Origin of the sequence: Brevibacillus laterosporus LMG 15441 (assembly GCF_000219535.2) — a bacterium.
Classification (GTDB): Bacteria; Bacillota; Bacilli; order Brevibacillales; family Brevibacillaceae; genus Brevibacillus_B; species Brevibacillus_B halotolerans.
The window spans coordinates 5067241-5090828 of record NZ_CP007806.1 but is presented as its reverse complement, the minus strand read 5'-3'; the positions used below and the strand labels follow the sequence as shown (position 1 = coordinate 5090828).

General features: G+C 40.7%; 22 protein-coding genes and 1 pseudogene. 17 read left to right on the top strand and 6 right to left on the bottom strand.

Annotation, left to right across the window (positions count from 1 at the left end):
- The first annotated feature begins 1 nt into the window (after position 1).
- From rplI to BRLA_RS22415, 4 genes are all read left to right on the top strand, one after another.
- Complete coding sequence (rplI, locus tag BRLA_RS22430) at positions 2-445, top strand: 50S ribosomal protein L9 (protein WP_003334013.1); 444 nt, start codon at positions 2-4, stop codon at positions 443-445.
- Positions 446-473: 28 nt separating this feature from the next.
- Positions 474-1820, top strand: a complete 1347-nt coding sequence (gene dnaB / locus BRLA_RS22425) for a replicative DNA helicase (protein WP_003334014.1) — start codon at positions 474-476, stop codon at positions 1818-1820.
- Between the two features lie 307 nt (positions 1821-2127).
- On the top strand, positions 2128-3414 hold the full coding sequence (locus tag BRLA_RS22420) for an adenylosuccinate synthase (RefSeq protein ID WP_003334015.1): 1287 nt from the start codon (positions 2128-2130) through the stop codon (positions 3412-3414).
- 180 nt (positions 3415-3594) lie between these two features.
- Positions 3595-3804, top strand: a complete 210-nt coding sequence (locus BRLA_RS22415; RefSeq protein ID WP_003334016.1) for a hypothetical protein — start codon at positions 3595-3597, stop codon at positions 3802-3804.
- Between the two features lie 196 nt (positions 3805-4000).
- On the opposite strand, the gene BRLA_RS22410 is transcribed toward BRLA_RS22415, so the two are convergent.
- Positions 4001-4372 (bottom strand): hypothetical protein, encoded by a 372-nt coding sequence (locus tag BRLA_RS22410; protein ID WP_003334017.1) that lies wholly within the window; start codon positions 4370-4372, stop codon positions 4001-4003.
- Positions 4373-4740: 368 nt separating this feature from the next.
- Here BRLA_RS22410 and BRLA_RS22405 point away from each other — a divergent pair, with 368 nt between their 5' ends.
- From BRLA_RS22405 to BRLA_RS22380, 6 genes are all read left to right on the top strand, one after another.
- Entirely contained in the window at positions 4741-6234 is a 1494-nt protein-coding gene (locus BRLA_RS22405; RefSeq protein ID WP_003334018.1) for a peptidoglycan DD-metalloendopeptidase family protein, read from the top strand.
- A gap of 168 nt (positions 6235-6402) precedes the next feature.
- Complete coding sequence (gene yycF, locus BRLA_RS22400; protein ID WP_003334019.1) at positions 6403-7113, top strand: response regulator YycF; 711 nt, start codon at positions 6403-6405, stop codon at positions 7111-7113.
- The gene (gene walK / locus BRLA_RS22395) at positions 7106-8938 is read left to right on the top strand and encodes a cell wall metabolism sensor histidine kinase WalK (protein ID WP_003334020.1); all 1833 of its coding nucleotides are present in this window, start codon (positions 7106-7108) and stop codon (positions 8936-8938) included. The genes yycF and walK overlap by 8 nt, the downstream gene beginning before the upstream one ends.
- A complete protein-coding gene (locus tag BRLA_RS22390; RefSeq protein WP_003334021.1) occupies positions 8935-10320 on the top strand; it encodes a YycH family regulatory protein in 1386 nt (461 codons plus the stop codon). The genes walK and BRLA_RS22390 overlap by 4 nt, the downstream gene beginning before the upstream one ends.
- Positions 10307-11089 (top strand): two-component system regulatory protein YycI, encoded by a 783-nt coding sequence (locus BRLA_RS22385; protein WP_003334022.1) that lies wholly within the window; start codon positions 10307-10309, stop codon positions 11087-11089. The genes BRLA_RS22390 and BRLA_RS22385 overlap by 14 nt, the downstream gene beginning before the upstream one ends.
- Before the next feature lie 18 nt (positions 11090-11107).
- On the top strand, positions 11108-11896 hold the full coding sequence (locus BRLA_RS22380) for an MBL fold metallo-hydrolase (protein ID WP_003334023.1): 789 nt from the start codon (positions 11108-11110) through the stop codon (positions 11894-11896).
- A gap of 23 nt (positions 11897-11919) precedes the next feature.
- Here the strand turns inward: BRLA_RS22380 and BRLA_RS22375 are convergent, their stop codons facing one another.
- Positions 11920-12306, bottom strand: coding sequence for a hypothetical protein (locus BRLA_RS22375; protein WP_003344588.1), 387 nt, complete (start codon positions 12304-12306; stop codon positions 11920-11922).
- A gap of 176 nt (positions 12307-12482) precedes the next feature.
- Between BRLA_RS22375 and BRLA_RS22370 the strand changes: the two genes are divergently transcribed.
- The gene (locus tag BRLA_RS22370) at positions 12483-13757 is read left to right on the top strand and encodes a S1C family serine protease (RefSeq protein ID WP_003334025.1); all 1275 of its coding nucleotides are present in this window, start codon (positions 12483-12485) and stop codon (positions 13755-13757) included.
- Positions 13758-14078: 321 nt separating this feature from the next.
- Here the strand turns inward: BRLA_RS22370 and BRLA_RS22365 are convergent, their stop codons facing one another.
- Positions 14079-14474, bottom strand: a complete 396-nt coding sequence (locus BRLA_RS22365; RefSeq protein WP_003334026.1) for a RidA family protein — start codon at positions 14472-14474, stop codon at positions 14079-14081.
- 382 nt (positions 14475-14856) lie between these two features.
- Here BRLA_RS22365 and BRLA_RS22360 point away from each other — a divergent pair, with 382 nt between their 5' ends.
- The 3 genes from BRLA_RS22360 to rlmH all read left to right on the top strand — a co-directional run bounded on the left by BRLA_RS22360 (position 14857) and on the right by rlmH (position 16356).
- Entirely contained in the window at positions 14857-15276 is a 420-nt protein-coding gene (locus tag BRLA_RS22360) for a DUF4288 domain-containing protein (protein ID WP_003334027.1), read from the top strand.
- A 361-nt stretch (positions 15277-15637) separates the two neighbouring features.
- Positions 15638-15871 (top strand): CxxH/CxxC protein, encoded by a 234-nt coding sequence (locus BRLA_RS22355; protein ID WP_003334028.1) that lies wholly within the window; start codon positions 15638-15640, stop codon positions 15869-15871.
- Positions 15872-15876: 5 nt separating this feature from the next.
- On the top strand, positions 15877-16356 hold the full coding sequence (rlmH, locus tag BRLA_RS22350) for a 23S rRNA (pseudouridine(1915)-N(3))-methyltransferase RlmH (RefSeq protein WP_003334029.1): 480 nt from the start codon (positions 15877-15879) through the stop codon (positions 16354-16356).
- Positions 16357-16521: 165 nt separating this feature from the next.
- Here rlmH and BRLA_RS22345 read toward each other — a convergent pair whose 3' ends face one another.
- Complete coding sequence (locus BRLA_RS22345) at positions 16522-16848, bottom strand: antibiotic biosynthesis monooxygenase family protein (RefSeq protein ID WP_003334031.1); 327 nt, start codon at positions 16846-16848, stop codon at positions 16522-16524.
- A gap of 162 nt (positions 16849-17010) precedes the next feature.
- Between BRLA_RS22345 and BRLA_RS25360 the strand changes: the two are divergent.
- The 3 genes and pseudogenes from BRLA_RS25360 to hcp all read left to right on the top strand — a co-directional run.
- Positions 17011-17133, top strand: a pseudogene (locus BRLA_RS25360) (LysR family transcriptional regulator); the annotation flags it as partial.
- A gap of 697 nt (positions 17134-17830) precedes the next feature.
- Positions 17831-19339, top strand: coding sequence for a malate:quinone oxidoreductase (locus tag BRLA_RS22340; RefSeq protein ID WP_255253050.1), 1509 nt, complete (start codon positions 17831-17833; stop codon positions 19337-19339).
- A gap of 359 nt (positions 19340-19698) precedes the next feature.
- The gene (hcp, locus tag BRLA_RS22330) at positions 19699-20994 is read left to right on the top strand and encodes a hydroxylamine reductase (protein WP_003334033.1); all 1296 of its coding nucleotides are present in this window, start codon (positions 19699-19701) and stop codon (positions 20992-20994) included.
- A gap of 1217 nt (positions 20995-22211) precedes the next feature.
- Here the strand turns inward: hcp and BRLA_RS22320 are convergent.
- Positions 22212-22859 (bottom strand): hypothetical protein, encoded by a 648-nt coding sequence (locus BRLA_RS22320; RefSeq protein ID WP_003334036.1) that lies wholly within the window; start codon positions 22857-22859, stop codon positions 22212-22214.
- 54 nt (positions 22860-22913) lie between these two features.
- Positions 22914-23498, bottom strand: a complete 585-nt coding sequence (locus BRLA_RS22315) for a hypothetical protein (RefSeq protein ID WP_003334037.1) — start codon at positions 23496-23498, stop codon at positions 22914-22916.
- Between the last annotated feature and the right edge of the window lie 90 nt (positions 23499-23588).

Sequence of the window (23588 nt, the reverse complement as noted above, 5' to 3'; positions counted from 1 at the left end):
AATGAAAGTAATCTTTTTGAAGGATGTAAAAGGACAAGGAAAAAAAGGTGAAATCAAGGAATTGTCTGAGGGCTACGTACGCAATTTCTTACTTCCTAGAGGCTTAGTAAAAGAAGCAACAGAGGGAAACGTTAAGAATTTAGAGGCACAAAAAAAGAGCGAAGATAAAAGAAAAGAGCAAGAAAAATTAGAAGCCCAACAATTGGCTGAGAAAATGAATGAAATGACCGTTAAAATAAAAGGGAAAGCCGGTGAGGGCGGACGTCTTTTTGGTGCGATTTCCAGCAAGCAGGTAGTAGAAGCGTTGGAAGAGCAATTTAACGTAAAAGTGGATAAACGCAAATTAGATATGGAGCCTATTCGTTCTTTAGGTGTTACACAAGTAAAAACAAAGCTCCATCATGATGTTGTAGCGATTTTGAAAGTACATGTAGTAGAAGAGTAAAATTTGAACAGAAGTTGAGGGGTGTGAAGTGAGCGATTTATATTTGGACCGAGTGCCGCCGCAAAATATAGAGGCGGAAGAATCGGTGTTGGGTGCGATTTTCTTATCCAAAGAAGCGCTTATTACTGCGATGGAACTCCTTCGCCCAGAAGACTTCTATAAAACTTCTCACCAGCGTATCTTCAATACCATGCTTGCTCTTTATGAAAGAGGAGAGCCTGTTGATCTTGTAACCGTTACGGCAGATTTACAGGATCAAAAGGTCTTGGAAGAAACGGGTGGTGTTGTCTATTTAACATCCCTCGCTAGCTCTGTTCCTACAGCGGCGAATATTGAGTATTATGCCAAGATCGTAGAAGAGAAATCATTGCTTCGTCGATTAATTCGTACAGCAACTAAAATTGCTAATGATGGCTACTCACGTGAGGATGAAGTAGGCGAAATCATTGCGGATGCGGAAAAATATATCCTAGAGATCGCACAAAACCGCAATAGCGGAGGATTTATTCCTATTCGTGATGCTTTGATGGAAACCTATGAGCGTATTGAATTTTTAAGCCAAAGAAAAGGCGATATAACAGGTATTCCATCTGGTTATCCTGATTTAGATAAAATGACGGCAGGTTTTCAACGATCTGACCTGATTATTTTAGCTGCTCGTCCTTCTGTAGGTAAAACAGCGTTTGCTTTGAACGTAGCGCAGAACGTTGCCGCGAGGGCGAATGAAACAGTAGCTATCTTTTCTCTTGAGATGTCAGCGTCTCAGCTTGTACAACGTATGATTTGTGCGGAAGGGAATCTAGATGCTTCCCGTATGCGCTCTGGTGGGTTGGAAGAGGATGATTGGCAAAAGCTAACGATGGCAATTGGTACTTTAGCGAAGGCCCCCGTCTATATTGATGATACACCAGGTATAACCGTACAGGATATTCGTGCAAAATGTCGACGTCTTCAAACTGAAAAAGGATTAGGTCTCATTTTAATTGACTACTTACAGTTAATTCAGGGACGAGGAAAAGGTGACAACCGACAGCAGGAGGTATCTGAGATCTCACGTACGTTAAAAGGGATAGCCCGTGAGTTAAATGTACCTATCATTGCTTTGTCACAGTTAAGCCGTTCTGTTGAGCAGCGACAAGATAAACGTCCAATGATGTCAGATATCCGTGAATCAGGTTCGATTGAGCAGGATGCTGATATTGTTGCCTTCCTATATCGTGATGATTACTACGATAAGGAAACTGAGGCCAAAAATATTATTGAGATTATCATTGCCAAGCAACGTAATGGTCCTACCGGAACCGTTGAGCTTGTTTTCTTAAAGGAATTTAATAAATTCGTCAGCTTAGATCATCGTTATCGGGATGTAGGCTAACAAAAACGAGCCATCTTCCATTTCAAGAAGATGGCTTTTTTGTGTTATGACGGGCAGAAAATACGCATTTCTTATTTTTACTAGGTACAGCAAGAGCTTATTTTCGCCTGTTTTTCTTTTTTTGACATATACTAAGAAAAATAGGTAAAAGGACAGGGAAGCCTGCATCTTATTGGCATAAAATGAATATGTATTTACGAACATATAGTAATAAGGATTATAAAATGTTCGTGATTTGGTTGACATCTGTTCGTTGCTTTAGTAAAATGAGTTTGTTTTTCTGATTATTAATCAGGAGGTGTGTTCATTGTCAACAGTCGTGGTTGTAGGAACCCAATGGGGCGATGAAGGAAAAGGAAAAATTACAGATTACTTAGCAGAAACAGCAGAGGTAGTAGCACGTTACCAGGGTGGTAACAATGCTGGTCATACCATTATTTTTGATGGGAATAAATATAAGCTCCATTTGATTCCATCCGGGATCTTTTATAAGGATAAAATCTGCGTAATTGGAAACGGCATGGTTATTGATCCTAAGGCATTGGTAGCAGAGCTAGAATATCTGCATGGTCATGGATTTACTACGAATAATTTAAAAATTAGCGATCGTGCTCATGTTATTCTGCCATACCATATTAAGCTGGATGGAGTAGAAGAAGAGAGCAGAGGCCAAAACAAAATCGGTACTACTCGTAAAGGTATCGGTCCTGCTTACATGGATAAAGCAGCGCGTATTGGTATTCGTATCGCTGATTTGATGGACAAAGAAGAGTTTAAGGAAAAGTTAGCTCGGAACCTAGTTGAGAAAAACCGCGTTCTTGAGAAGCTTTATAACGAAGAAGGTTTTAAACTAGAAGATATCTATGAAGAGTATCTGAAGTATGCTGAAATCATTCGTCCATACGTAACGGATACATCAGTCGTATTAAATGACGTTATTGATAATGGAAACCGTGTGCTATTTGAAGGTGCTCAAGGGGTACTGTTAGATATTGACCAAGGTACTTATCCATATGTAACATCATCTAACCCGATCGCTGGTGGGGTGACTATCGGTTCTGGTGTAGGACCATCCAAAATTCATCAAGTAATTGGCGTGGCGAAAGCATATACAACACGTGTAGGAGACGGTCCATTCCCTACAGAATTACACGATGCAACAGGAGATCACATCCGTGAGGTAGGCTTTGAATTCGGTACAACAACAGGAAGACCTCGCCGTATCGGCTGGTTTGATACTGTGGTGGTTCGTCATGCCCGTCGCGTGAGTGGTATCACTGGTTTAGCAATTACGAAGCTAGATACACTATCTGGCATCGACAAACTTCGAATTTGTACGGCTTATAAGTACAAAGGTGAGATTCTAAACGAATTCCCGGCAAGCTTAAAGGTACTGGCTGAATGTGAGCCAGTATATGAAGAGCTTGAGGGTTGGAGTGAAGATATCACGGGCATACGTGATTTAAATGATTTGCCTGCTACTGCTCGTCACTATATCGAGCGTATCACACAGCTAACAGGAGTACCTATGTCTATCTTCTCCGTTGGGCCTGACCGTGAACAGACAAATGTAGTAAGAGGCATTTACGTATAGGCTCTTGCCAAATGAAAAAAAAGCGGTTCTTATGCTTATCACTAGCATAGGAACCGCTTTTTTATGAACGGAAATAATGATTTTTCTACCTCTTCGTAAAAAAATTGTTTGGGACAGTCACCAGTACCCACCATCTGGGCATATCTTATCGTATACCAAATGAAAACGGGGTGCTTGATAATGGGATTCGATCAAAAAGCAATGACACTGGTTGGCAAAGATGTGGAAGTTAAAATGTTTAATGGTGTAATCATCAGCGGGACGATGACTCATGTAAGCAAGGGATATGTTTGCTTCGTACTTGGCAAAAGAGAGAATGATACAAACAAAAAGAAAGAAATTCGCAGACTATCCATACGTGACATCACCTCAATGGTAGCTATTAACTAAATTATGCACGATTATGTACATTAGAATGGCAGGGGTTATTGATTAAAAAACACGATAAGTCATGTAATACGTTTGATTTGACTGCTCCACAAAAAACAGGGGTAACAGGAAAAAGGACTGTTTTCTACGTCTATATGACTACATGTAGACGTTTCAAAACAGTCTCTTTTCCTTATTCCTAAGAGGTCCAGATAGGTTAAATCAGCCCGCCATGAGATTGGATAATCTGATTGGCCTTACTACTGATGGCATCATCCACTAGGCAGGTTAGCAGCAGGTTTGGCATAGTAGCCTCAGCACCTCGATCAGCCATGCCGCTAGCAGAAGGGTCAGAAGCTGCTAGCACACTAGCATCACGACCAGAAGGAAAGTCTCCGCTTAACGTCATACTTCCTAAATTGGGTATTTCCCCAGTAATGGGATTCATTATGCGGTCTACACCTTCTCCCGGATAGCTACTTACCTCATCAATCTTAACTGTGGAGCATCCTAGCTGCTGTAATTCGTTTGCTGCCTGTTGAGCGCTCTGAAGGGATGAAAATCCTGCTAAAATACTAATTTCTTTCATAGAAATTGCCTCCAGTCGTTGAGAAGTATGTACGAACTGACTTATTTTTTGATCAGTGACGACTGCCCTTGCTTTTACATGCCATGGGTATTATTTCCTACGAAAATCATCGTTCATATACAGGTAAATAGTACCTTGTTATTCTTTTACAATCTTGTGACTTTATTATTACTCGACACATTACTATTTATTCGACCGGATTTTACACTTGATGTCGATTGCTGTGATGTGATACAGTTTAATAAGTTGGCTTAATTAGGAAATTTGACAGGTATAATTTAACTCCAGACACAATGTGCTGGAACATTTTGTTTTTTCAACTTTTGCGCGAGTAATGTTGATGTTGGAAAGGCTTATAGGAGGTATTAATGATGCGACCGGCCGAATGGAAAGACTGGTTGGTTCAGCGTGTCAAGCCATTGCTTGATACATGTAATCAAAGTTCCAGACGAATTGCAGACCGTGCTTGGGCATATATCCTTAGCCATAAGAAACAATCTGTTACTGTAGCTGTGACACTTGTAATGGGTGCTACTAGCGTAACCTATGCGAATTATTACTACACTTCTAATATGACTCCCCTTTATCATGTCATGCTAAATGGTAAAGAGATGGGTGTGGTGGACAACCCTGAAGTAGTGAGGCAATGGACGGAAGAACGCTTAAAGGAACAGGAACAGAAACATCATGCCCCGCTTACGCTAAGTGATAATATCACCTTTGCAGAAGAAAAGGTGTTTAAAGGGCAGGTAAACAATCAAGAAACACTTCAAACACTTGAAAAGGAAGCAAATCTTCAGGTTGAAGCCATCAAGGTAATGGTTGGGGACAAACTTGTGGGGTATGCGGCTAATCAAGAACAAGCGGATAAAGTTTTAGCTGATATCAAGGAACGATACAGTGGCGTTCCGACGAATAAAACGAAGAAACCAGAAGTTATGGCGGCTTCCCTATCGACTGACAAACAGATTAAGTCAGTTTCGTTCAAGGAAAAGATTTCTCTAGATACAGAAACTGTACCGGCTGATAAGATTATACCGGCTAACAAGCTAGAGGAAGTATTAGTTAAAGGTACAGCACAAGAAACAATACATTCTGTTAAGCCTGGTGATACAGTTAGCGGAATTGCTAAAAAATATGGAATTACCCAAAAAGAGATATTTAAAAACAATCCTGGTGTTACTGAGAATACGTTGCTTCAATTGGATCAAAAATTAAATGTTACCGAGATTCGCCCTTATGTGACGGTTCAAGTGGTGGAAAACGCGACTAAGGACGAAAATATTTTTTATCAAATTGAAACAAAATCGAATGCCAAAATGCCTAAAGGTGAAACGAAAGTAGTTCGCGAGGGTAAGAATGGTTTAAAACGTGTTCAGTACGAATATGTAAAAGAAAATGGTCAGCTTGTAGCAACAAAGATGGTCGATGAAGATATGATTCAACAACCCGTTTCAAAAATTATTGAAAAAGGTACGAAGGTCATAGCGGACCGTGGTACCGGTCGTATTGCTTGGCCAGCTAGGGGCTATATTAGCAGTGGGTTTGGAACTCGCTGGGGACGTATGCATAAAGGTATTGATATTGCGGGATCAGGTACAGTGAAAGCAGCAGATAACGGTCGCGTTGTCCAAGCTGGCTGGAATGGAGACTATGGTATTTCCGTAACGATTAATCATGGGAATGGCACGCAAACCCTTTATGGACATTTGCGCAGTGCAAAGGTAAAAGTTGGACAAGTTGTCAGCAAAGGTGGAGCCATTGGTATTATGGGATCTACAGGTGACTCTACAGGTGTCCATCTTCATTTTGAAGTGCACAAAAACGGGCGTTTGTTAAACCCGCTTTCTGTGTTACGCTAACTATAGACAATTCAACAGACCAATTCTGACAGAAATGTCAGGGTGGTCTGTTTTCTTTTTCTCTACTAGTTATGTGAGGCTCTGTAGATTGCTTGAAAGGGAATTATTCGTTAAAGTGGAATGGATAGAGTACACGAATAGATCGAGTAGTCGAAAGGAGTGAATCCATTGGCGAAACTCCTCGTAGTGGATGATGAAAAACCAATTGCTGATATATTAAAATTCGCTTTAGAAAAAGAGGGCTATCAAGTGGTGTGCGCATACGATGGTGAGGAAGCTCTTCGGTTGGTACATCAAGAAAAGCCTGATTTGATTTTATTAGATATTATGTTGCCTGGCCGAGATGGGATGGATGTGTGTCGGATTGTCCGTCAGGAATACGACATGCCGATCATCATGCTTACGGCTAAGGATTCGGAATTGGATAAGGTATTAGGCTTAGAATTAGGAGCCGATGATTATGTGACGAAACCATTTGGTACACGTGAGCTATTAGCCCGTGTCAAAGCCCATTTACGCAGGCAAAAACCAAAGCAAGGGGCACAGAACAAGCATTTTTTCCGTATTGGGGATTTAGAGATAGACTTGCATTCTTATACCGTAAAAAAACAAGGTGAGACTCTCGAATTAACCCATCGGGAATTTGAATTGCTTGTTTATTTGGCAAAGCATCAAGGACAGGTTATGGTACGAGAGCATTTGCTACAGGCGGTATGGGGCTATGATTATTTCGGGGATGTGCGAACAGTCGATGTCACCATTAGACGCCTTAGAGAAAAGATTGAGGATGACCCGAGTCAGCCTACTTATATCATTACACGACGTGGACTAGGCTACACCATGAAACAGACTTCTACGGGGGGATCACTTCATGGGTAAGCTGAAGCTGTTCAAAACAGTTCAGTGGAAGGTAGTCGTCATCTATATGCTGTTACTACTAATGGCCATGCAGGTCATTGGGGCCTATTTTACTCGTGAAATAGAAAAGTACTATACCAACAACTTTTCAGAAGGCTTAAACGGACAGGCTACCTTATTGTCTACTCTATTAGAGAAATATTTTAGTCAGACACGTAGTCCTGATGACCATAACGGACAGGATGTCAAAACCGATATAGATAATCTGATTCGCAACATGTCCTTTAAGGAGGCGCATGTACAGGTAGTCGATGCGAATGGAACGGTGATTAGTACCTCTGAAGATAATCCGGCGATTATCGGGCAACGTACTGCCCAGAAGGAAATTACGATCGCGCTTCTTGGAACGCGCAATGAATCAATGCGTATTGATCCTGTTACGGAGGGGCGAGTAAAAGTGCTAGCCGTCCCCATCAAAAAGGGGAATGTGGTATACGGAGCTGTGTACATGGTTGCCTCGATTGAGAGCCTGTATACGACCATTCGTCAAACCACTAATATTTTTGCTACAGGAACGTTTATCGCTTTAGTAGTAACGGCAGTGTTGGGATATTTATTAGCCCAAACCATCACCAAGCCAGTCAAAGAAATGACTCGGCAGGCCAAGGCGGTAGCGAACGGTGACTTTAACCGATCGGTGCGCATTTACAGCGATGATGAGATTGGTCAGCTTGGCAGTACCTTTAACTATATGACAGCTCGTTTAAAAGAGGCGGTTTTACTAGAGGAGGAGGAGCGGGAAAAACTATCGCAAATCTTAGCAAATATGAGCGATGGTGTTATGGCGACTGATCGGGATGGCACGATCATTTTAATGAATCGATCAGCAGAAGAAATGCTTGAGGTACAGGAAGCGGATGTGTTAGATCAAAAACGCAGTATCTATGATGTGCTTCGCCTGCCGCCTGAGGAAGAAATGCCTTTGTTTCAGGAGGTGGAGCCTCTGCTCCTAGAGATGATGGTATCCAATCGTGAGGTGATTATGCTGCGAGTCTTAATTACCCCGCTCCAGCAGGATAGTGGCAAAAAGGGTGGAATTATTGCTGTGTTGCAGGATGTTACAGAGCAGGAACGTACAGAGCAACAACGCCGTAATTTTGTGGCTAATGTCTCACACGAACTACGTACTCCGCTGACTACCATTAAAAGCTACACAGAAGCACTCATGGATGGAGCAGTAGAAGTGCCAGAGCTATCGAATCAATTCTTACGTGTCACGATGAATGAGACGGATCGGATGATTCGACTGGTCAATGATTTATTGCAGCTTACACGATTTGATGCGCAGGGGGTTCAATTAAATCGAAAGCAAATAAGCATGACAGAGCTTTTACAATACGCAACCCAGCGTTTTGCGATGCAGTGTGAACAAAATGGGATCAAGCTCAAGCTATTCCATTCAGAAGGTCTGGATGATGTCTATATGGACGATGATGCAATTACTCAGGTTCTGGATAATCTGTTGTCTAACGCGATCAAATATACACCAGAGAGCGGGGAAGTAACGGTAGAGGCACGTGCCGATAATGAACAACAACGCGCATATATTTCTGTAAAAGATACAGGAATCGGGATTCCTAAGCGGGATTTACGGTTTATTTTTGAACGTTTTTATCGCGTAGATAAAGCAAGGTCTCGCAGTCAGGGAGGCACAGGTCTAGGACTAGCCATCGCGAAGGACTTGGTAGAAGCTCATGGTGGAGAGATACAAATCTCAAGTGAGTGGAATGAAGGGACCATCGTCACATTCTGGATTCCGTTAGCTAAAGGAGGAGAGGGAGCTTGAGCAGAGAGCGGATGGAGAATATAAAGTCTGTCGTGCTTGTGGTATTGGTACTGCTCAGTCTGATTTTGACTTCCCTTCTTCTCAACAATCAGCCTCAGCTAGAATTTATATCACCTGCCACATTCGTCCCTGCCGACAAACAGGGGGCATCTAAGCAAGCTAAGGATTTTGTGGTTCCCGATGCCATTCTTTTTCATTATGGCGAAGATCGTCATACCAAAGCAAACTCCAGTGATGATGTGTATCGAATCCTGATGGGACAGGTGCAGAATTGGTACTTTAATGAATTTAGCTATTACCCGATGACGGAAGACAAGTGGGATAGCTTGACTCGTAAAAAGCTAGGATTAGAGCTGCAATATAACTCGCTCATCCCCATTTCCGTTATGGAGCAGGTACTGACATTGCGTGACGTTGATCAGCGCTTAACAGGAATAGACAGAGTCTGGCTGTATTATGAGGAAGCAGATGATACGGTGTATGCTCTATTTTTGTCAACGAAGGATCACCAGAGCTTTCGAGCCAAGACAGCCGTAAGCCCGAAAGATTTACGCAATTCTTATCTGTTGTTTGGCAAGAATTTACCGGAGCAGATTCTAAAAACGTATAAGGACCCGCAAAGATCACCGTATATTGTACAAAATAACCAAACCTTCTGGAGCGTTTATTATCTACCAAAAAAGCAGAGTGTCATGAGCATGTATAATTACAACTATCTGCCAATCTCACGCAAGCAACTACTGGAGAGTTATTTTCTTGATCCGGGCTTGGTCAGACAGATTGTAGAGCGAGATGGCACGAATATTTATACAGATGGTACTCGATCTGTTCAGGTGCGTAATGGGCAGCATTTAATGACTCTCACTACACCTGTTTGGCAAGCTGGCGATACGCAAATGACTGCCTATGAACAGCTTCAGGAGAGCGTTTCTTTTATAAATCAGCACATGGGATGGATTGATGAATTTCGCTTACGGTCAATGGAGCAACGCACAGAGGGCAACTCCCAAATCGTTTTCCGTCAATATCTAGGCGCTTTCCCGATCATCAGCCAGGACTCTAAATTAATTGATAATATCCAACTTAATATGGATAAAGGACAGGTTCAATCAATGAGAAGATCGTTGATTGATTTGGATACGTTCTTTGGCTATAAGGAAGTGAATGTTGCTTCTGGTGCTGATCTGATTACCTATTTACAAGAGAATAAAATTGATACGGAAAAAATCAGTAACATCTATTTGGCCTATCAATTGGTAGAACAAAAGGGCTACATGCAATTAATCCCAGCCTGGGTGGTGCAGTTGGAAGGCGTGTATAATAAAATCATTGATGTTCGCAGTGCCGTGCCAAAAGGAGGGAAAGTGAGTGGACTGGAGTAGGACGAAAACCATTCTGATTCTTGCCTTCCTGACGCTTAATTTGTTTCTTGGCTATCAGGTGTACCTATCAAAATTGCAGCATGGCGTAGAGTCAGAATCTGCGCAAAGCACGCAATGGGAGATTGAAAACTATCTATCAAAGCAAAATATCACGATCAAGATGGATATCCCACAGGAAACACCTCTATTAAACTATCTGTATGTGGAGTATGTGACCTCGGCTACCTTTGAACAGGAGGAGATGGCAGACCAGCAGGTAGTGGTAGACAATACCGTGCTAGAATCACGCCTTGAAAAGCCAATCGCCATACGAGATTTTAAAAGTCCAAAGGATGTCTTACATCAACTATACAACACGATTAAATTCGCAGATCAGTATAAAGAGGATGTCAACTGGAGTTTATCTGCACCAATTTATTGGCAGACGCATGATGGACTACCGATGTTCGTCGCACCACTAGAGCTACACATTGCTGATGGATTTATCAGAGGGTATAAGCAGACTTATTTACTGGTGAAAAATCAGGGCTCAGGTCGGAAAATCATTACGGCTTACACAGCCCTGCGCTCTCTAATTGAAAAAGAAGTGATTAAGAGCGGAGAAAGCATTGATAGCATCTCACTCGGCTATTATGGGTTTAAATATGACGCTGAGATACAGGTGTTAGCGCCTGTGTGGCGTTTTCAGCATGGCAATAAGGTTGAATATATGAATGGATTTACTGGGACGATGGAGCGACCACTAGATAAAAAGGGAATGGTCGAATAGAGGAATGAGGGATATCTGTTGCAATTTAGTGTGTTAGCCAGTGGAAGTACAGGGAATTCGATCTATGTAGGAACAGAGCGTACTTCTTTATTGATCGACGTCGGTCTTACGGGGAAACAAGCGGAGGCGTGTTTAGAAGAGGTTGGCGTAAAGCCAAGTGATTTGCAGGCCATTCTAGTAACACACGAGCATTCCGACCATATCAAAGGTGTGGGTGTCATGGCAAGGCGCTATGGCATCCCGATTTATACTACACAAAAAACTTGGGGTGAGCTGGACAAGCTGATAGGAACGATCCCTGAGGGACAGAAGCAACTCTTTGAGGTGGGCCAAACGATGGAATTCGGTGATATCACGGTTGAATCATTTGGAATCTCCCACGATGCTGTCGAGCCAATGGGCTTTTGTATGCATGCGGATAATAAAAAGCTGAGTATCGCGACCGACCTCGGCTATGTAAGTGACCGAATCAAGGAAGTTATTCGTGGAGCAGATGCCTACATTTTTGAAGCAAATCACGATGTGGATATGCTACGCATGTCGCAATATCCTTGGAGTATTAAGCGCAGGATTTTAAGCGATGTTGGCCATCTTTCCAATGAAATGGCCGGCGAAGCTTTGACAGATATTCTTGGCGGGCGAGCAGAGCGTGTATTCCTGGCGCATTTAAGCAAAGAAAACAATATGATGGATCTGGCAAAGCTTACGGTGAAAAATATCTTGGAGGAAAAGGGCCTGCATGTCGGAAATGATGTGCACTTGCGGGAAACCTATCCGCATCGTCCGACGAGGTTGGAAGTGCTGTAGAAACATTGCTAGCCTTCCTTGATTTATTGTGGCTTGGTCGGCACATAGCTTCCGTTAGGAGCTTTTGGGGCGGCTTGAAAATTAACGGCTGTATGGTCGTGGCTTTTTTGCATGGTCTGCAATCCTTTTGGACAGGATTTTTCCATGATCTGTGTATTCATGTGACTGTCTAATTGCTGGACTTTAGCAGTTACCTCTTCATGATTAAGAAGTCCTTTTTCGGTCAATAACTCAATAATGGCATGAAGCACTAACGTATTATGGTAATCTACATTTCGCAGATCGCTGAGCTTGGCCAAAATGTCTAGCTGGTCTAAGGGAGAAAAGGGCTGTTTCATGTGAAGCACGTCCTTTCTTTTTATCAGTTTAGTGCGGGTAGGAAAGCCTTGAACATGTATGCATAACCCCATTCTTGACGCTTCCTCCTCATCTTATGCGAATGGACGAGATTCATTCCACAACCTTTCCATATTTCTAACGTTAATTTGCCTCAATGCCTGCGTATACTGTTACTACAGCAAGAATATGTAAGCTCTTAATTACAAAAATATCTTTTATTCCTGCTAGAACGAAAGGAGTAATTGTTATGGGTTATTACGATAATGATTTTTATGAAACGGAGCCAAAGAAAAAAGCCAGCCGTTCCGGCATGGGCAAATATATCGTGACCTCTGTCACATCAGCCGTCATTGGAGGTTTGGTCGTACTTATGCTTACGCCAGCCATCTCCAAAACAGGTTATCTGAATCTACCTTTAAAAAATGGAGCAGATGCTAATCAAGCAGCAGTGACAGCATCGACGATCTCAACGAAAACCAACCAGCCTGTAAGTGTGAACGTGGAAACAGCGATCACCAGCGCAGTGGAAAAAACAGAGGATGCAGTGGTCGGAATTACCAACATCAAACGGGTAGCTAACCTCTGGACCAGACAAACAGGTAACGTCGCGGCCGGTGTAGGCTCTGGTGTCATTTTCGAAAAGAAAGATGGAAAAGCGCATATCATCACGAACAATCACGTTGTACAAGGTGCGCAAAGCATTGAAGTCAGTCTAGCAAGCGGAGACAAAGTGACCGCTAAAGTCCTTGGAGCTGACGCATACAACGATTTGGCCGTGTTAGAAATAGATGGATCGAAGGTAACAAAAGTTGCCGAGCTAGGTGATTCTAGCACGTTAAAAGTAGGGGAACCAACCATTGCGATCGGTAACCCGTTAGGTTTAGACTTCTCTCGTACCGTTACACAAGGAATTATCAGTTCGAAAAGCCGCTCCATGCCGACAGACGTAAATGATGACGGCGTTGTAGACTGGGAGCTGGACGTTATCCAAACAGACGCAGCCATTAATCCAGGAAACAGCGGCGGGGCTCTGGTCAACATCTATGGCCAGGTAATCGGAATTAATACCTTGAAAATCTCTCGTGAGGGCGTAGAAGGTCTTGGATTTGCGATCCCTATTAACGATGTGAAAAACATCATTCCACGTCTTATGCAGGATGGCTATCTAAAACGTGCCTACCTTGGCGTAACACCGCGCGACCTAACAGACGTACCAAAATATGCGTGGAAGGAAGTATTGAATCTACCAAACGAAGTGAAAACAGGTGTAGTTGCTATGGACGTAGGAAGCTTCTCTCCAGCATCTAAGGGTGGCTTGAAACAATACGATGTCATTACCCAACTAGACGATACTCCAATTAATAGCAGTGCACAGCTATTGAAATACTTCACCCTGAATAAAAAAGCAGGTGAAACCGTATCGATCACTCTGTATCGAGATGGATTTAAGAAAGAGGTTAAAGTAACACTCGGGGAAAAACCACAGCAGAATCAGGAACAGCTACAACCGCAATTTCCGTAAATAATAGAGTAATGAGGGGGACCTCCAGCAAATCAAGTGTTGCTGGCGGTCTCCTTCGTCATCAAGCTAGTGAAAAGGAAAAGCTGAGAATGAGAAAACCTATTCATTTTCCTTGCCAGCACAAATGATAGGCATGTGAAAAGCCATATCGGGTAATTTCTCGCTCATTCCAATACAAGCATCGGTGATGGATAAAGTACAAAGCAAAGACCATCCTTCATTTTCAGATTTTACACTGAATAAGGATGGTCATTTTTATCTTTTTATATCATGATCTTACCTTAATGGTTTTGGAGACAGCCTGTTTTAGAGTTACTAAAATCAACCTGCTGCCCAAACATCTAATTCAATTTTTAATTCCGGTAACCCTAATCCTTTAATGTATGCAATCGTCATTGAAGGAGGCGTGGTACCGAATACTTGATTCCAAATCTCATCGAAATGCTCCCAATCAATTTCTTCTGTGGCCCAAATATTAACCTTAATGACGTGATCGGGAGTCAATTTTTGAGAAGAAAGGATTTCAACGATATTATTCATTGTGTTTGTCACTTGTTGATTAAAATCTGTGGGTATATTATTGTTCTGATCTATACCAATTTGCCCAGAAAATACATACATTTCAGCATTTCTGCTTATTTTTGTTACATGACTATAGTTCCCGACAGGACTCGCTATATTTTCTGGATTATATCTTTTGATCACATGATTATTCATTGTAAAAGTCTCCTTTTAAATAGAAAACATATAACTTATGGATATGTCATATATTTTCACTGTTTTTTCATCTTTCTTGATTTTAGACAGACTTATCCCGTCATTAATCAATTCTAGAAAAAAACAGCGGTAGAATACCCAATACCAAAAGATAAAAATTTAATCGATCTCTTTTTCATCGGGTATTTCCTCCTTACCTTTAAAAGTGAGATAATTACATTAATATTCTAACATTAACGCAAGAAAAATGAAATGATGATCTGATTCCAAACCAAGAAACGGGTACATCTATTAAGTAATAATAGGCTTACTTAAACCCACTTTAGGGGTAGCTTTTCATTAACATATCTAAAAGTTGTAGTTGATGAGAGGGGAGATTTGTATGGAAAATGCTTTATCGAATGAATGTAGAATGAAATGGTATTCAGTAAAGATTTTATTTGAATCTATCCATTCAGGCGCTCCACTTCCCGATAAAATAAATGCCGACTATTATGTAAGCAAGGACAATAAAATTTTGGAGGAAAGCATCATAATAGTGAAAGCTACAGATACCGAACAGGCTTGCAAATTGGCAGAAGAATATGCAAAAAGGGCTGAACATGAATATCTAAATTACTACGGTGAACAAGTTAAGGATCAATTTGTATGTACACTCCATGCATTTGAGCTTAACAATTCAGAGATAACAACCGGGGTAGAGGTTTACTCAAGATTTATACACGCAACAAGCACAGAAACTACCAATGACATTATTAAAAGATACTATCCCGAGGCTTTAGATGAAGAGGAAGAACAATAATTAGAATGATCATAGATATAAAAGACGATGAAGATTTTGAGCTAGACAGAAAGCTGGTTATATCCTTAACATGGGGAAAACCGGCTCTTTTTTTGTCTAGCTGTCAGTAAGGCAGTAAATAGGTGTTTGGCTAGCCGTTTTTTTAATTGAAAATAATAGATAAAAAAGAGTCAAATTTTATCTTGTTTTTGAGATGGCTTATGAAAGAGCTGTCTTTTTTATGCCGTTCACCTTTGATTCATTACTCATCTGGGGTAGACTAGGAGAGTGAGAAAATCAAGCAATTTGAGTATGAATCTAAAGTCGATTTCTTAGTCGAATATGAGAGACGACTTACTATAAAGCGGGGGTATATTACATCATGGCTAAAACAATCGTGATTCAAGGAAAAGAAACACCACTTCATGAGGAGCATCCAATCCGTGTGAGCTGTATGGAGCATATTGAAACGGAGCTGGACGATTATGTGAATTATCACGATGTGGCACCAGATACGTTTTCCATAGATGAAGTAGAATTAGGAGAAATCCCAGCCACCTGCATGGAATGTAAACAACCAGGCAAAATCGTGCTATTGCATGTGAAGGGAATGTAGGAGAAGTGCAGATTACAATTATTACGGTCGGGAAGCTAAAGGAGAAGTACTTAAAGGAAGGCATCGCCGAGTATGTCAAGCGCTTGTCGGCCTATTGCAAGCTAAATGTCGTCGAGGTAAACGATGAGAAAGCCCCGGAAGAGCTAAGTGCTACGGAAATGGAGCAGGTCAAGCGCAAGGAAGGCGAGCGGATATTAGCACATATCAAGCAGGACCATTACGTGATCGCGTTGGCTATCGAGGGGCAGATGTGGTCGTCTGAGAAGCTATCTAGCGAAATGGACAAGCTAGCGCTGCACGGACGTAGTCAGGTGGCGTTTGTAATTGGCGGATCGCTGGGGCTGGCAGATGAGGTGTTGAAGCGAGCGGATGCGAAGCTGTCGTTTTCTAAGATGACATTGCCCCATCAATTGATGCGATTGGTGCTGGTGGAGCAGATTTATCGGGCGTTTCGGATTAGTCGGGGGGAGCCTTATCATAAGTGATGGTACACACGATTAGGAAAGTAATTGCACTTGATAGTAGCTATATCAGCAGATTAAGGCGATAGTGATAATTGTCCGGCGAGCAAAGACTATAAAATAAAGCCTTTGTTCGCCGCTTTTTTTGTTGAACGAACGTACCCGTTAGTTGAATTGACCAAATGAATTTTAGCTTTTTTCAAATCCATAATCCCGTTCGACTTTACAGACCCTCGTTTTGTATCTGAGATACCAATCAGACATACCTCGTCTTTGAGCAATCAAATGTCGTTCGTTCTGCTTCCATTTTTGTATAGCTTCGAGAGATTCCCAATATGATATTGTAATACCTAAGCTATCTCTGGCACTTTCTACTCCTAAAAATCCAGGTTGGACAGATGCAAGTTTCTCCATTTCCTCTGCCATTTCCGCATAACCTTTATCCCCATCAGTTCTTTCGGATGTAAAAATCACCGCATAATAAGGCGGTTGAGGCGTTTTTGCAATTCCGCTCATAAGCCCCTCCTAATAAAAGAAATGTAACAAAGATATTGGATTAATTCGAGTATACATATAAAATTAAAATTAATAAAACGAATATTTGTTATAAATCAATTAATATTTTTCATGAAAACAGGTGTTAATTATGAATTTGAATAAACTCTACATTTTGTAAAAGTGGTGGACTTAGGAAGGCTTACTAAGGCTGGAGAAGTGTTAAACCTTACACAATCAGCAATCAGGAATGCCATCTCCAGTTTAGAGTATGAATTAGGTTTGAATCTTCTTATTAGGAACCGTCCAGTCCGGATATGCCTGTATCGAGCACTTATCAGAAGACAACCGCCTCACTCAGCTCTGGGATATTCCAACGTTTCTAACCGAGGAAAAGGTAGAACGGCTGGATAAGCTTGATAAGAGATTCTGGGAAGACCAGGATCGCATTGCGGAACTTGCACATCGATATTACATGCAGTAGCTGGGAATACCTGCTCCATCATAAGGGTCTTTTGTTTGGACTTTGTACATACCTTATCAGAGCGTAAATCGTTTCTAGGTATTGATTCGGCCTGTAATTAAAGAAGTCCAGGTGTCGAAATACAGAAAGAAGCTGAGACAAGTATCCTTTTGAATCGATGAAAAATAGGTTTACCAGTAAAAAAAACAGCGAAGAACCATACCGCAATTAACAACAAAAATTGGAAATGTCTGTTCACCAATAACGGCAAACCAAAGCCTTACCCCTTGCAAGAAGCTGGGTTAAGGCCTTGGTTTTTTATGTGTTCCCTGAGTCTTGTGACGGACTTCTTACTTTTTTACCAGCCTTAAATGGTTTATAATTATCATAATAGTAGATATTTTGGTCTATAAATAATTATAATAGACTATGGTATGGTTATAATTGAGACAGAAAAGGTGTATTCCTAGGTGGCGCCTTGCTTTGGTGACAACTAAGCCGAAGCGCCTACTCTTTTTTGCCAATATAGGGGATGGAGAGATTACAATGAGCAACATGCAGCAAAAAACAGACGTTATTTTAATTGGTGCTGGAATCATGAGCGCGACTTTGGGATCATTGCTCAAGGAGTTAGCGCCCGAATGGGAAATCAAAGTGTTTGAAAAACTTGCAAAAGCAGGGGAAGAAAGCTCTAACGAATGGAATAATGCGGGTACAGGTCATTCCGCACTGTGCGAGCTTAACTATACATCCGAAAAATCTGACGGATCTATAGATATTAAAAAAGCGATAAAAATTAATGAACAGTTCCAGCTTTCCAGACAATTTTGGTCCTACCTTGTAGAAAGCAATCTGATTCGTAATCCACAGGACTTTATCATGCCAATACCTCATATGAGTTTGGTTCAAGGGGAAACAAATGTAACATTTTTGAAAAAACGTTTTGAAGCGCTTTCACAAAATCCGTTGTTCCAAGGGATGGAATTTTCCGATGATCCTGAAAAACTGAAGGAATGGATTCCGCTTATCATAGAGGGGCGTACGTCAAATGAACCAATAGCGGCAACCAAAATCGACTCTGGAACAGATGTCAACTTTGGTGCTTTAACACGTATGCTGTTTGACCACTTACAGAGTAAAAATGTCGAGATTAACTACAAGCACACCGTTAAGGATATTAAGCGTAATAGCGACGGCTTGTGGGAAGTCAAAGTGCATGATATCAATAGCGGTAAAATCCAACACCATACAGCAAAATTCGTCTTTATCGGCGGTGGCGGCGGAAGTCTGCCTTTACTCCAAAAAACCGGTATTCCTGAGTCAAAACATATTGGAGGATTCCCGGTAAGCGGATTATTTATGGCATGTAACAATCCGGAAGTTGTAGAGAAGCACCACGCTAAAGTATACGGTAAAGCTAAAGTTGGGGCTCCTCCAATGTCCGTTCCTCATCTTGATACAAGATATATCGACAACAAAAAAACATTGCTGTTTGGACCGTTTGCCGGCTTCTCACCAAAATTCCTAAAAACGGGTTCCAATTTTGATTTGATAGGCTCTGTAAAACCGAATAATGTCCTCACTATGTTGGCAGCGGGCGTAAAAGAGATGTCATTGACAAAATACCTGATCCAGCAGGTTATGTTATCGAATGAAAAGCGCATGGAAGACTTGCGCGAGTTTATCCCGAGCGCTAAAAGCGAGGATTGGTATATCGTGGTAGCGGGCCAACGTGTGCAAGTTATCAAAGATACTGAGGCTGGCGGTAAAGGAACACTTCAATTTGGTACGGAAGTGGTTAGTGCCGCTGACGGCTCGATAGCTGCATTGCTAGGCGCTTCTCCGGGTGCTTCTACTTGCGTTCACGTAATGCTGGAGGTATTAGAAAAATGCTTCCCGCAACATATGAACGAGTGGGAATCGAAAATTAAAGAAATGATTCCTTCTTATGGTGTGTCACTAGTGGAAAACCCAGAGTTTTTCCAAGAGATTCTTGCTTCAACAGCGCAGACGCTTGGTCTAAGTGAAAAAGAACCAGCCTTTAGCTAATTCTTTGGATGTAGAAACAAAGATATGTAATGAAAAAGGGTAAGCAACATTTTTCATTAATGGATAATTGCTTCTATGATGAAGAGACTGAACTGCGATTATTGGAAAAACAGGGAGAAAATAAAAAGCTACGTAAATAATAGGTATTATTTGCAAGGAAAAAAAGAACCTTTGATCTATCTTTGGATCGAAGGTTCTTTTTTCATACTCGCAGTGAGAGGCTACGGATAGCTTTATAAATTTTTTCCACCCGCTTGTCACCGATTCTCCACCCTTTATGTGAGCCGCATCACATCGAATAGAACGGCTGATTTTTATAATCAACTCATAAAGAGTAAAAGAGAAAAGGAGAGATCGTGATGTTCTGTTACCAATGCGAACAAACCCCGAGCGGTGGGTGTAAGGTGATCGGTGTCTGTGGGAAAACAGAGGAATTGGCTAGCATTCAAGACACGATCGTTTTTGCGTTAAAAGGGATTGCAGCGTATGCAACTCATGCCCGCCAACTGGGTTATATCGACCCTGAAGTGGATGGCATCACTCAGGAAGCGCTATATTTTACTTTGACTAACGTTAACTTTAATCTGGATGATCATCTAAAAATGGCGATGAAGGTAGGTCAAGCCGCGATCAAGGTGATGGAGCTACTGGACAAAGCACATACCGAGCACTTCGGCATTCCGCAGCCTGTGACCGTATCGCAAAATAAAATCGAAGGCAAATGCATTGTGGTTACTGGACATAATCTATTTGCACTAGAGGAATTGCTGAAACAGACAGAGGGAAAGGGCATAAACATCTTCACTCATTCCGAGATGCTACCTGCTCACGGATATCCTGCCTTGAAAAAATACCCGCATTTAAAAGGAAACATCGGCAAAGCATGGTACGACCAACGACGGCTGTTTGAAGAGTTTCCAGGGGCGATTCTTGCGACTACAAACTGCGTTATGCCGATAAAAGGCAGTTACGCTGACCGGTTTTATTCCTACGATGTCGCTGGATTGGAGGGAGTGACTAAGATTGAAAACGACGATTTTGCTCCATTGATCGAAAAAGCACTCTCCCTGCCAGAAGCAAATATCCAATCAGATCACACTTTAACTACTGGATACCATCATGAAACGGTATTAGGGATTGCACCAGAGATTATTGATGCTGTGAAAGCAGGCAAGATCAAACGCTTCTTCGTAATCGCAGGTTGTGACGCACCGGGGAAAGGCGGCGAGTACTACCGGGAATTGGCGACTTCTTTACCAAAGGAAACAGTTATTCTTACCACGTCCTGTGGAAAGTTCCGTTTTAATGATGTGGACTATGGAACAGTGCCAGGAACCGATATTCCTCGCTACATTGATTTAGGGCAGTGCAATAACTCTGTCTCTACAATTAAGATTGCAGCCGCTTTGGCAGACGCATTTGGCTGCGAGGTCAACGATTTGCCGGTTAGTATTGTGCTTTCCTGGTTTGAACAAAAAGCAGTGGCTATCCTGCTCGGGTTGTTCAGCTTGGGAATCCAGGATATTCGAATTGGTCCAAAGCTGCCTGAATTTATTCAGCCAGGCGTGCTAACCGTTTTGCAGGATTTGTTTAATGTTAAACTGATCGGACATGCGCAGGAGGACATGAAACAAATGATGGGGATGACTCAATAAAAAAGATTTTTCTATAACTGTAAAGACAGTTCGAAACTTACTTTAAAAAGTTTTGGACTGTCTTTGTTGTTTGATAAAAGGCTAATTATATGACTATCATTTCTATCTCGATCTTTCAAAAATTCCTTCCAAAGCACTCTAATAAGAAAAAATAAATCAATCTATCTATTATTAATTCTTCAAGAATTTTTGTAATTTTTGCGATTGATAAATGATTACTTCGCTGTTTGTGAGAAATTTTTATATTAAAAGAAATGTCATTTTCTTCTTTTAATAATGTTTAAATGGAATCCTTATCCTTATTTGAGCTACTTGCAAGGGATGAACCCAGCCAATCCACTAAGGGCCATACATACTTGTTTTCCAAGCTTAGTAGACTGTGTACCTTCTAGGGATTATGGTGATTATTTGTTAGAGGATGGTAGAGGGTACTCACGCTTTATCCCATATAGACGTATGCATGTGAAAAATGCCTTTCTTGATGAATTAAATGCAACGTAAGAGATCATTTCAAAACGAAATATTGCAGTTACACCTTATTGCGGGAATAGAGAGTAGTACCATTCAAAATCTTCAAATGGTTCATGATCCTTTGGATAAACTGGGCATCAGCAAAACGATATTGAACCCGATAAATAGCTATGTAGGCGACGGTATTGTTATGGTGCATAGCGTATTTGCATTGGATGGGGACAAATATATGGTAAAAGGAGGACACATGGAGGTATTATTTCGGAGCTATTCCATATTACAGAGGAAGCTTGCTTGAATGATAATGATCATATTCGAGGATAGATCAAATAGTAAAAGAAAGCATTCACTTTCTAATTCATTCCATTGTGTAAAGTGATTTTGGTCTCCTTTACTAGAAGATGACAAAAATGAGATCTTATAAGCTTCAACGAAAGAAAATAACGGTATCAAGAGGGGCATTCTGATAATTGTATTATAGGAACACCCCCGTTTTAAACAACTGAAAATGTTATTTATATGTATCCTGCCACTTATGTTTAGAGAGAAATAGTATAAGAGCAATTTACCAAGGACTATAGAAGTCAGTTCACAAGAAATAGCTCAATCGTATTGCAAGATATTTGTTATAAAGTAGAGCTCAAACACTTAATAATCTTATGAGATAATAATATTCAAACAGTGTAATTTTTAAATGAGTTTTTATGCTCAACTATAGACAGTTTATTTGATTTGGGCGAATATTCTTACTGTCTTGTAATGTCGATAGTCTGAAACGGGGTTGGTACAATAATCCAACCAAGATATCTATTTTCTACAATAGTTTCTTTACCAGGATAGACGGTGGCTTTCCAATTTCCATAAAGATCATAATTCTCACCAACACTAAAAACTCTAACTACATATTTTCCTGGTTCTTTAAATTTTGCATCAATTTCTTGTCCTTTTTTTATAACATGGGTATATTTTTTGTCATATTGATACCCAATTTCAGATTTCAAAAACTTTATAGGGAATTCAATTTTTGCATTAATATTGTGTTCAGTAGTGACAGTTAATTCAGCACTGGTAGTATATTTGATACCTAAATCGATGCCTCTATCAATTTTAACATATTGTTTGTAAATTAATTTATGGCTTGGTTCATCTGAATCAAACTCAACTCGCGCTGTTCCTTTAACATAGCCATTCGCGTGGTAAACAATCCCCGTTGCATATTGTATTATATCGGGTTTACGAATTTTACGATCTAAACTTGCCTCTCGATCTGCTTCGCTATCGAAATACTTAACATATTTAACTTTATTTTCGGAGTCAGAAGCTTGAACAGAAGGACTTAACAAAAAAATAGAGGCCCCTAGTAATGACAATGCTACAATCTTTTTTTTAAACATTTAAAATTCCCCCAAAAATTATATTTTATAGCAGGAATCGCTATAATCACAAAGTTAGATTTGATCATTTATAAATTTCGTTAATGATGCAAAAAAGTCAGAATGGATATCGTCTGGATCGGGAATCTTCGAACGATCTGAAATTGATGCAATACTTATATTCATTCCTTTGCTTGTAAAGTTATAAATGGTTAAAGTAGTATTAGGGAAAATATCACTGTAATTTTTTGTAATCCCTTTTTCTTCCTCTTTTGCGTTATAAAAGCTTGGAGAATAATGTAAGGCATTTCTCCATTCAGAATTTTTTAGAGGATTAAGGCTAATGCCGACCATGACAATAACTCCATTTTTGGAATTTTTGTAAACGAGAGTTTTATTCGTTTCTCTGAATTGAGAGTGCTTGTCCCGAGGCTCTCCTTGCAACTCTGGAACCAAATTTCTTATATCCCAGTCATCAGTAACTTCAATGAAATCCTCTTGTTTAAAATTAGCTTTAATATGTAAAAACTTATCATTAAATTGTTCAATTTCTGTTGAATTAAGTGCGGTTTCATTATTACTTATTTGCTCACATCCATTTAGCAATATTATTGAAAGGGATAATAAGCACAAAAGTAAGATAATTTTTAGTCTCTTCATGTTAGAACCACCTAACTATCGTTTTTTCCATATTATTACTGATGACATTACGATATCACTATTGAAGAATAAGATAAATATATATATTTT

Coding starts and splice junctions, on each gene's coding strand:
- BRLA_RS22370 (WP_003334025.1), top strand. CDS start 12,483: ATGGGTTATTACGATAATGATTTTTATGAAACGGAGCCAAAGAAAAAA.
- walK (WP_003334020.1), top strand. CDS start 7,106: ATGGGTAAGCTGAAGCTGTTCAAAACAGTTCAGTGGAAGGTAGTCGTC.
- rplI (WP_003334013.1), top strand. CDS start 2: ATGAAAGTAATCTTTTTGAAGGATGTAAAAGGACAAGGAAAAAAAGGT.
- BRLA_RS22415 (WP_003334016.1), top strand. CDS start 3,595: ATGGGATTCGATCAAAAAGCAATGACACTGGTTGGCAAAGATGTGGAA.
- BRLA_RS22405 (WP_003334018.1), top strand. CDS start 4,741: ATGATGCGACCGGCCGAATGGAAAGACTGGTTGGTTCAGCGTGTCAAG.
- BRLA_RS22320 (WP_003334036.1), bottom strand. CDS start 22,859: ATGTTTAAAAAAAAGATTGTAGCATTGTCATTACTAGGGGCCTCTATT.
- BRLA_RS22355 (WP_003334028.1), top strand. CDS start 15,638: ATGGCTAAAACAATCGTGATTCAAGGAAAAGAAACACCACTTCATGAG.
- BRLA_RS22315 (WP_003334037.1), bottom strand. CDS start 23,498: ATGAAGAGACTAAAAATTATCTTACTTTTGTGCTTATTATCCCTTTCA.
- BRLA_RS22365 (WP_003334026.1), bottom strand. CDS start 14,474: ATGAATAATCATGTGATCAAAAGATATAATCCAGAAAATATAGCGAGT.
- BRLA_RS22345 (WP_003334031.1), bottom strand. CDS start 16,848: ATGAGCGGAATTGCAAAAACGCCTCAACCGCCTTATTATGCGGTGATT.
- BRLA_RS22410 (WP_003334017.1), bottom strand. CDS start 4,372: ATGAAAGAAATTAGTATTTTAGCAGGATTTTCATCCCTTCAGAGCGCT.
- BRLA_RS22375 (WP_003344588.1), bottom strand. CDS start 12,306: ATGGGGTTATGCATACATGTTCAAGGCTTTCCTACCCGCACTAAACTG.
- hcp (WP_003334033.1), top strand. CDS start 19,699: ATGTTCTGTTACCAATGCGAACAAACCCCGAGCGGTGGGTGTAAGGTG.
- BRLA_RS22360 (WP_003334027.1), top strand. CDS start 14,857: ATGGAAAATGCTTTATCGAATGAATGTAGAATGAAATGGTATTCAGTA.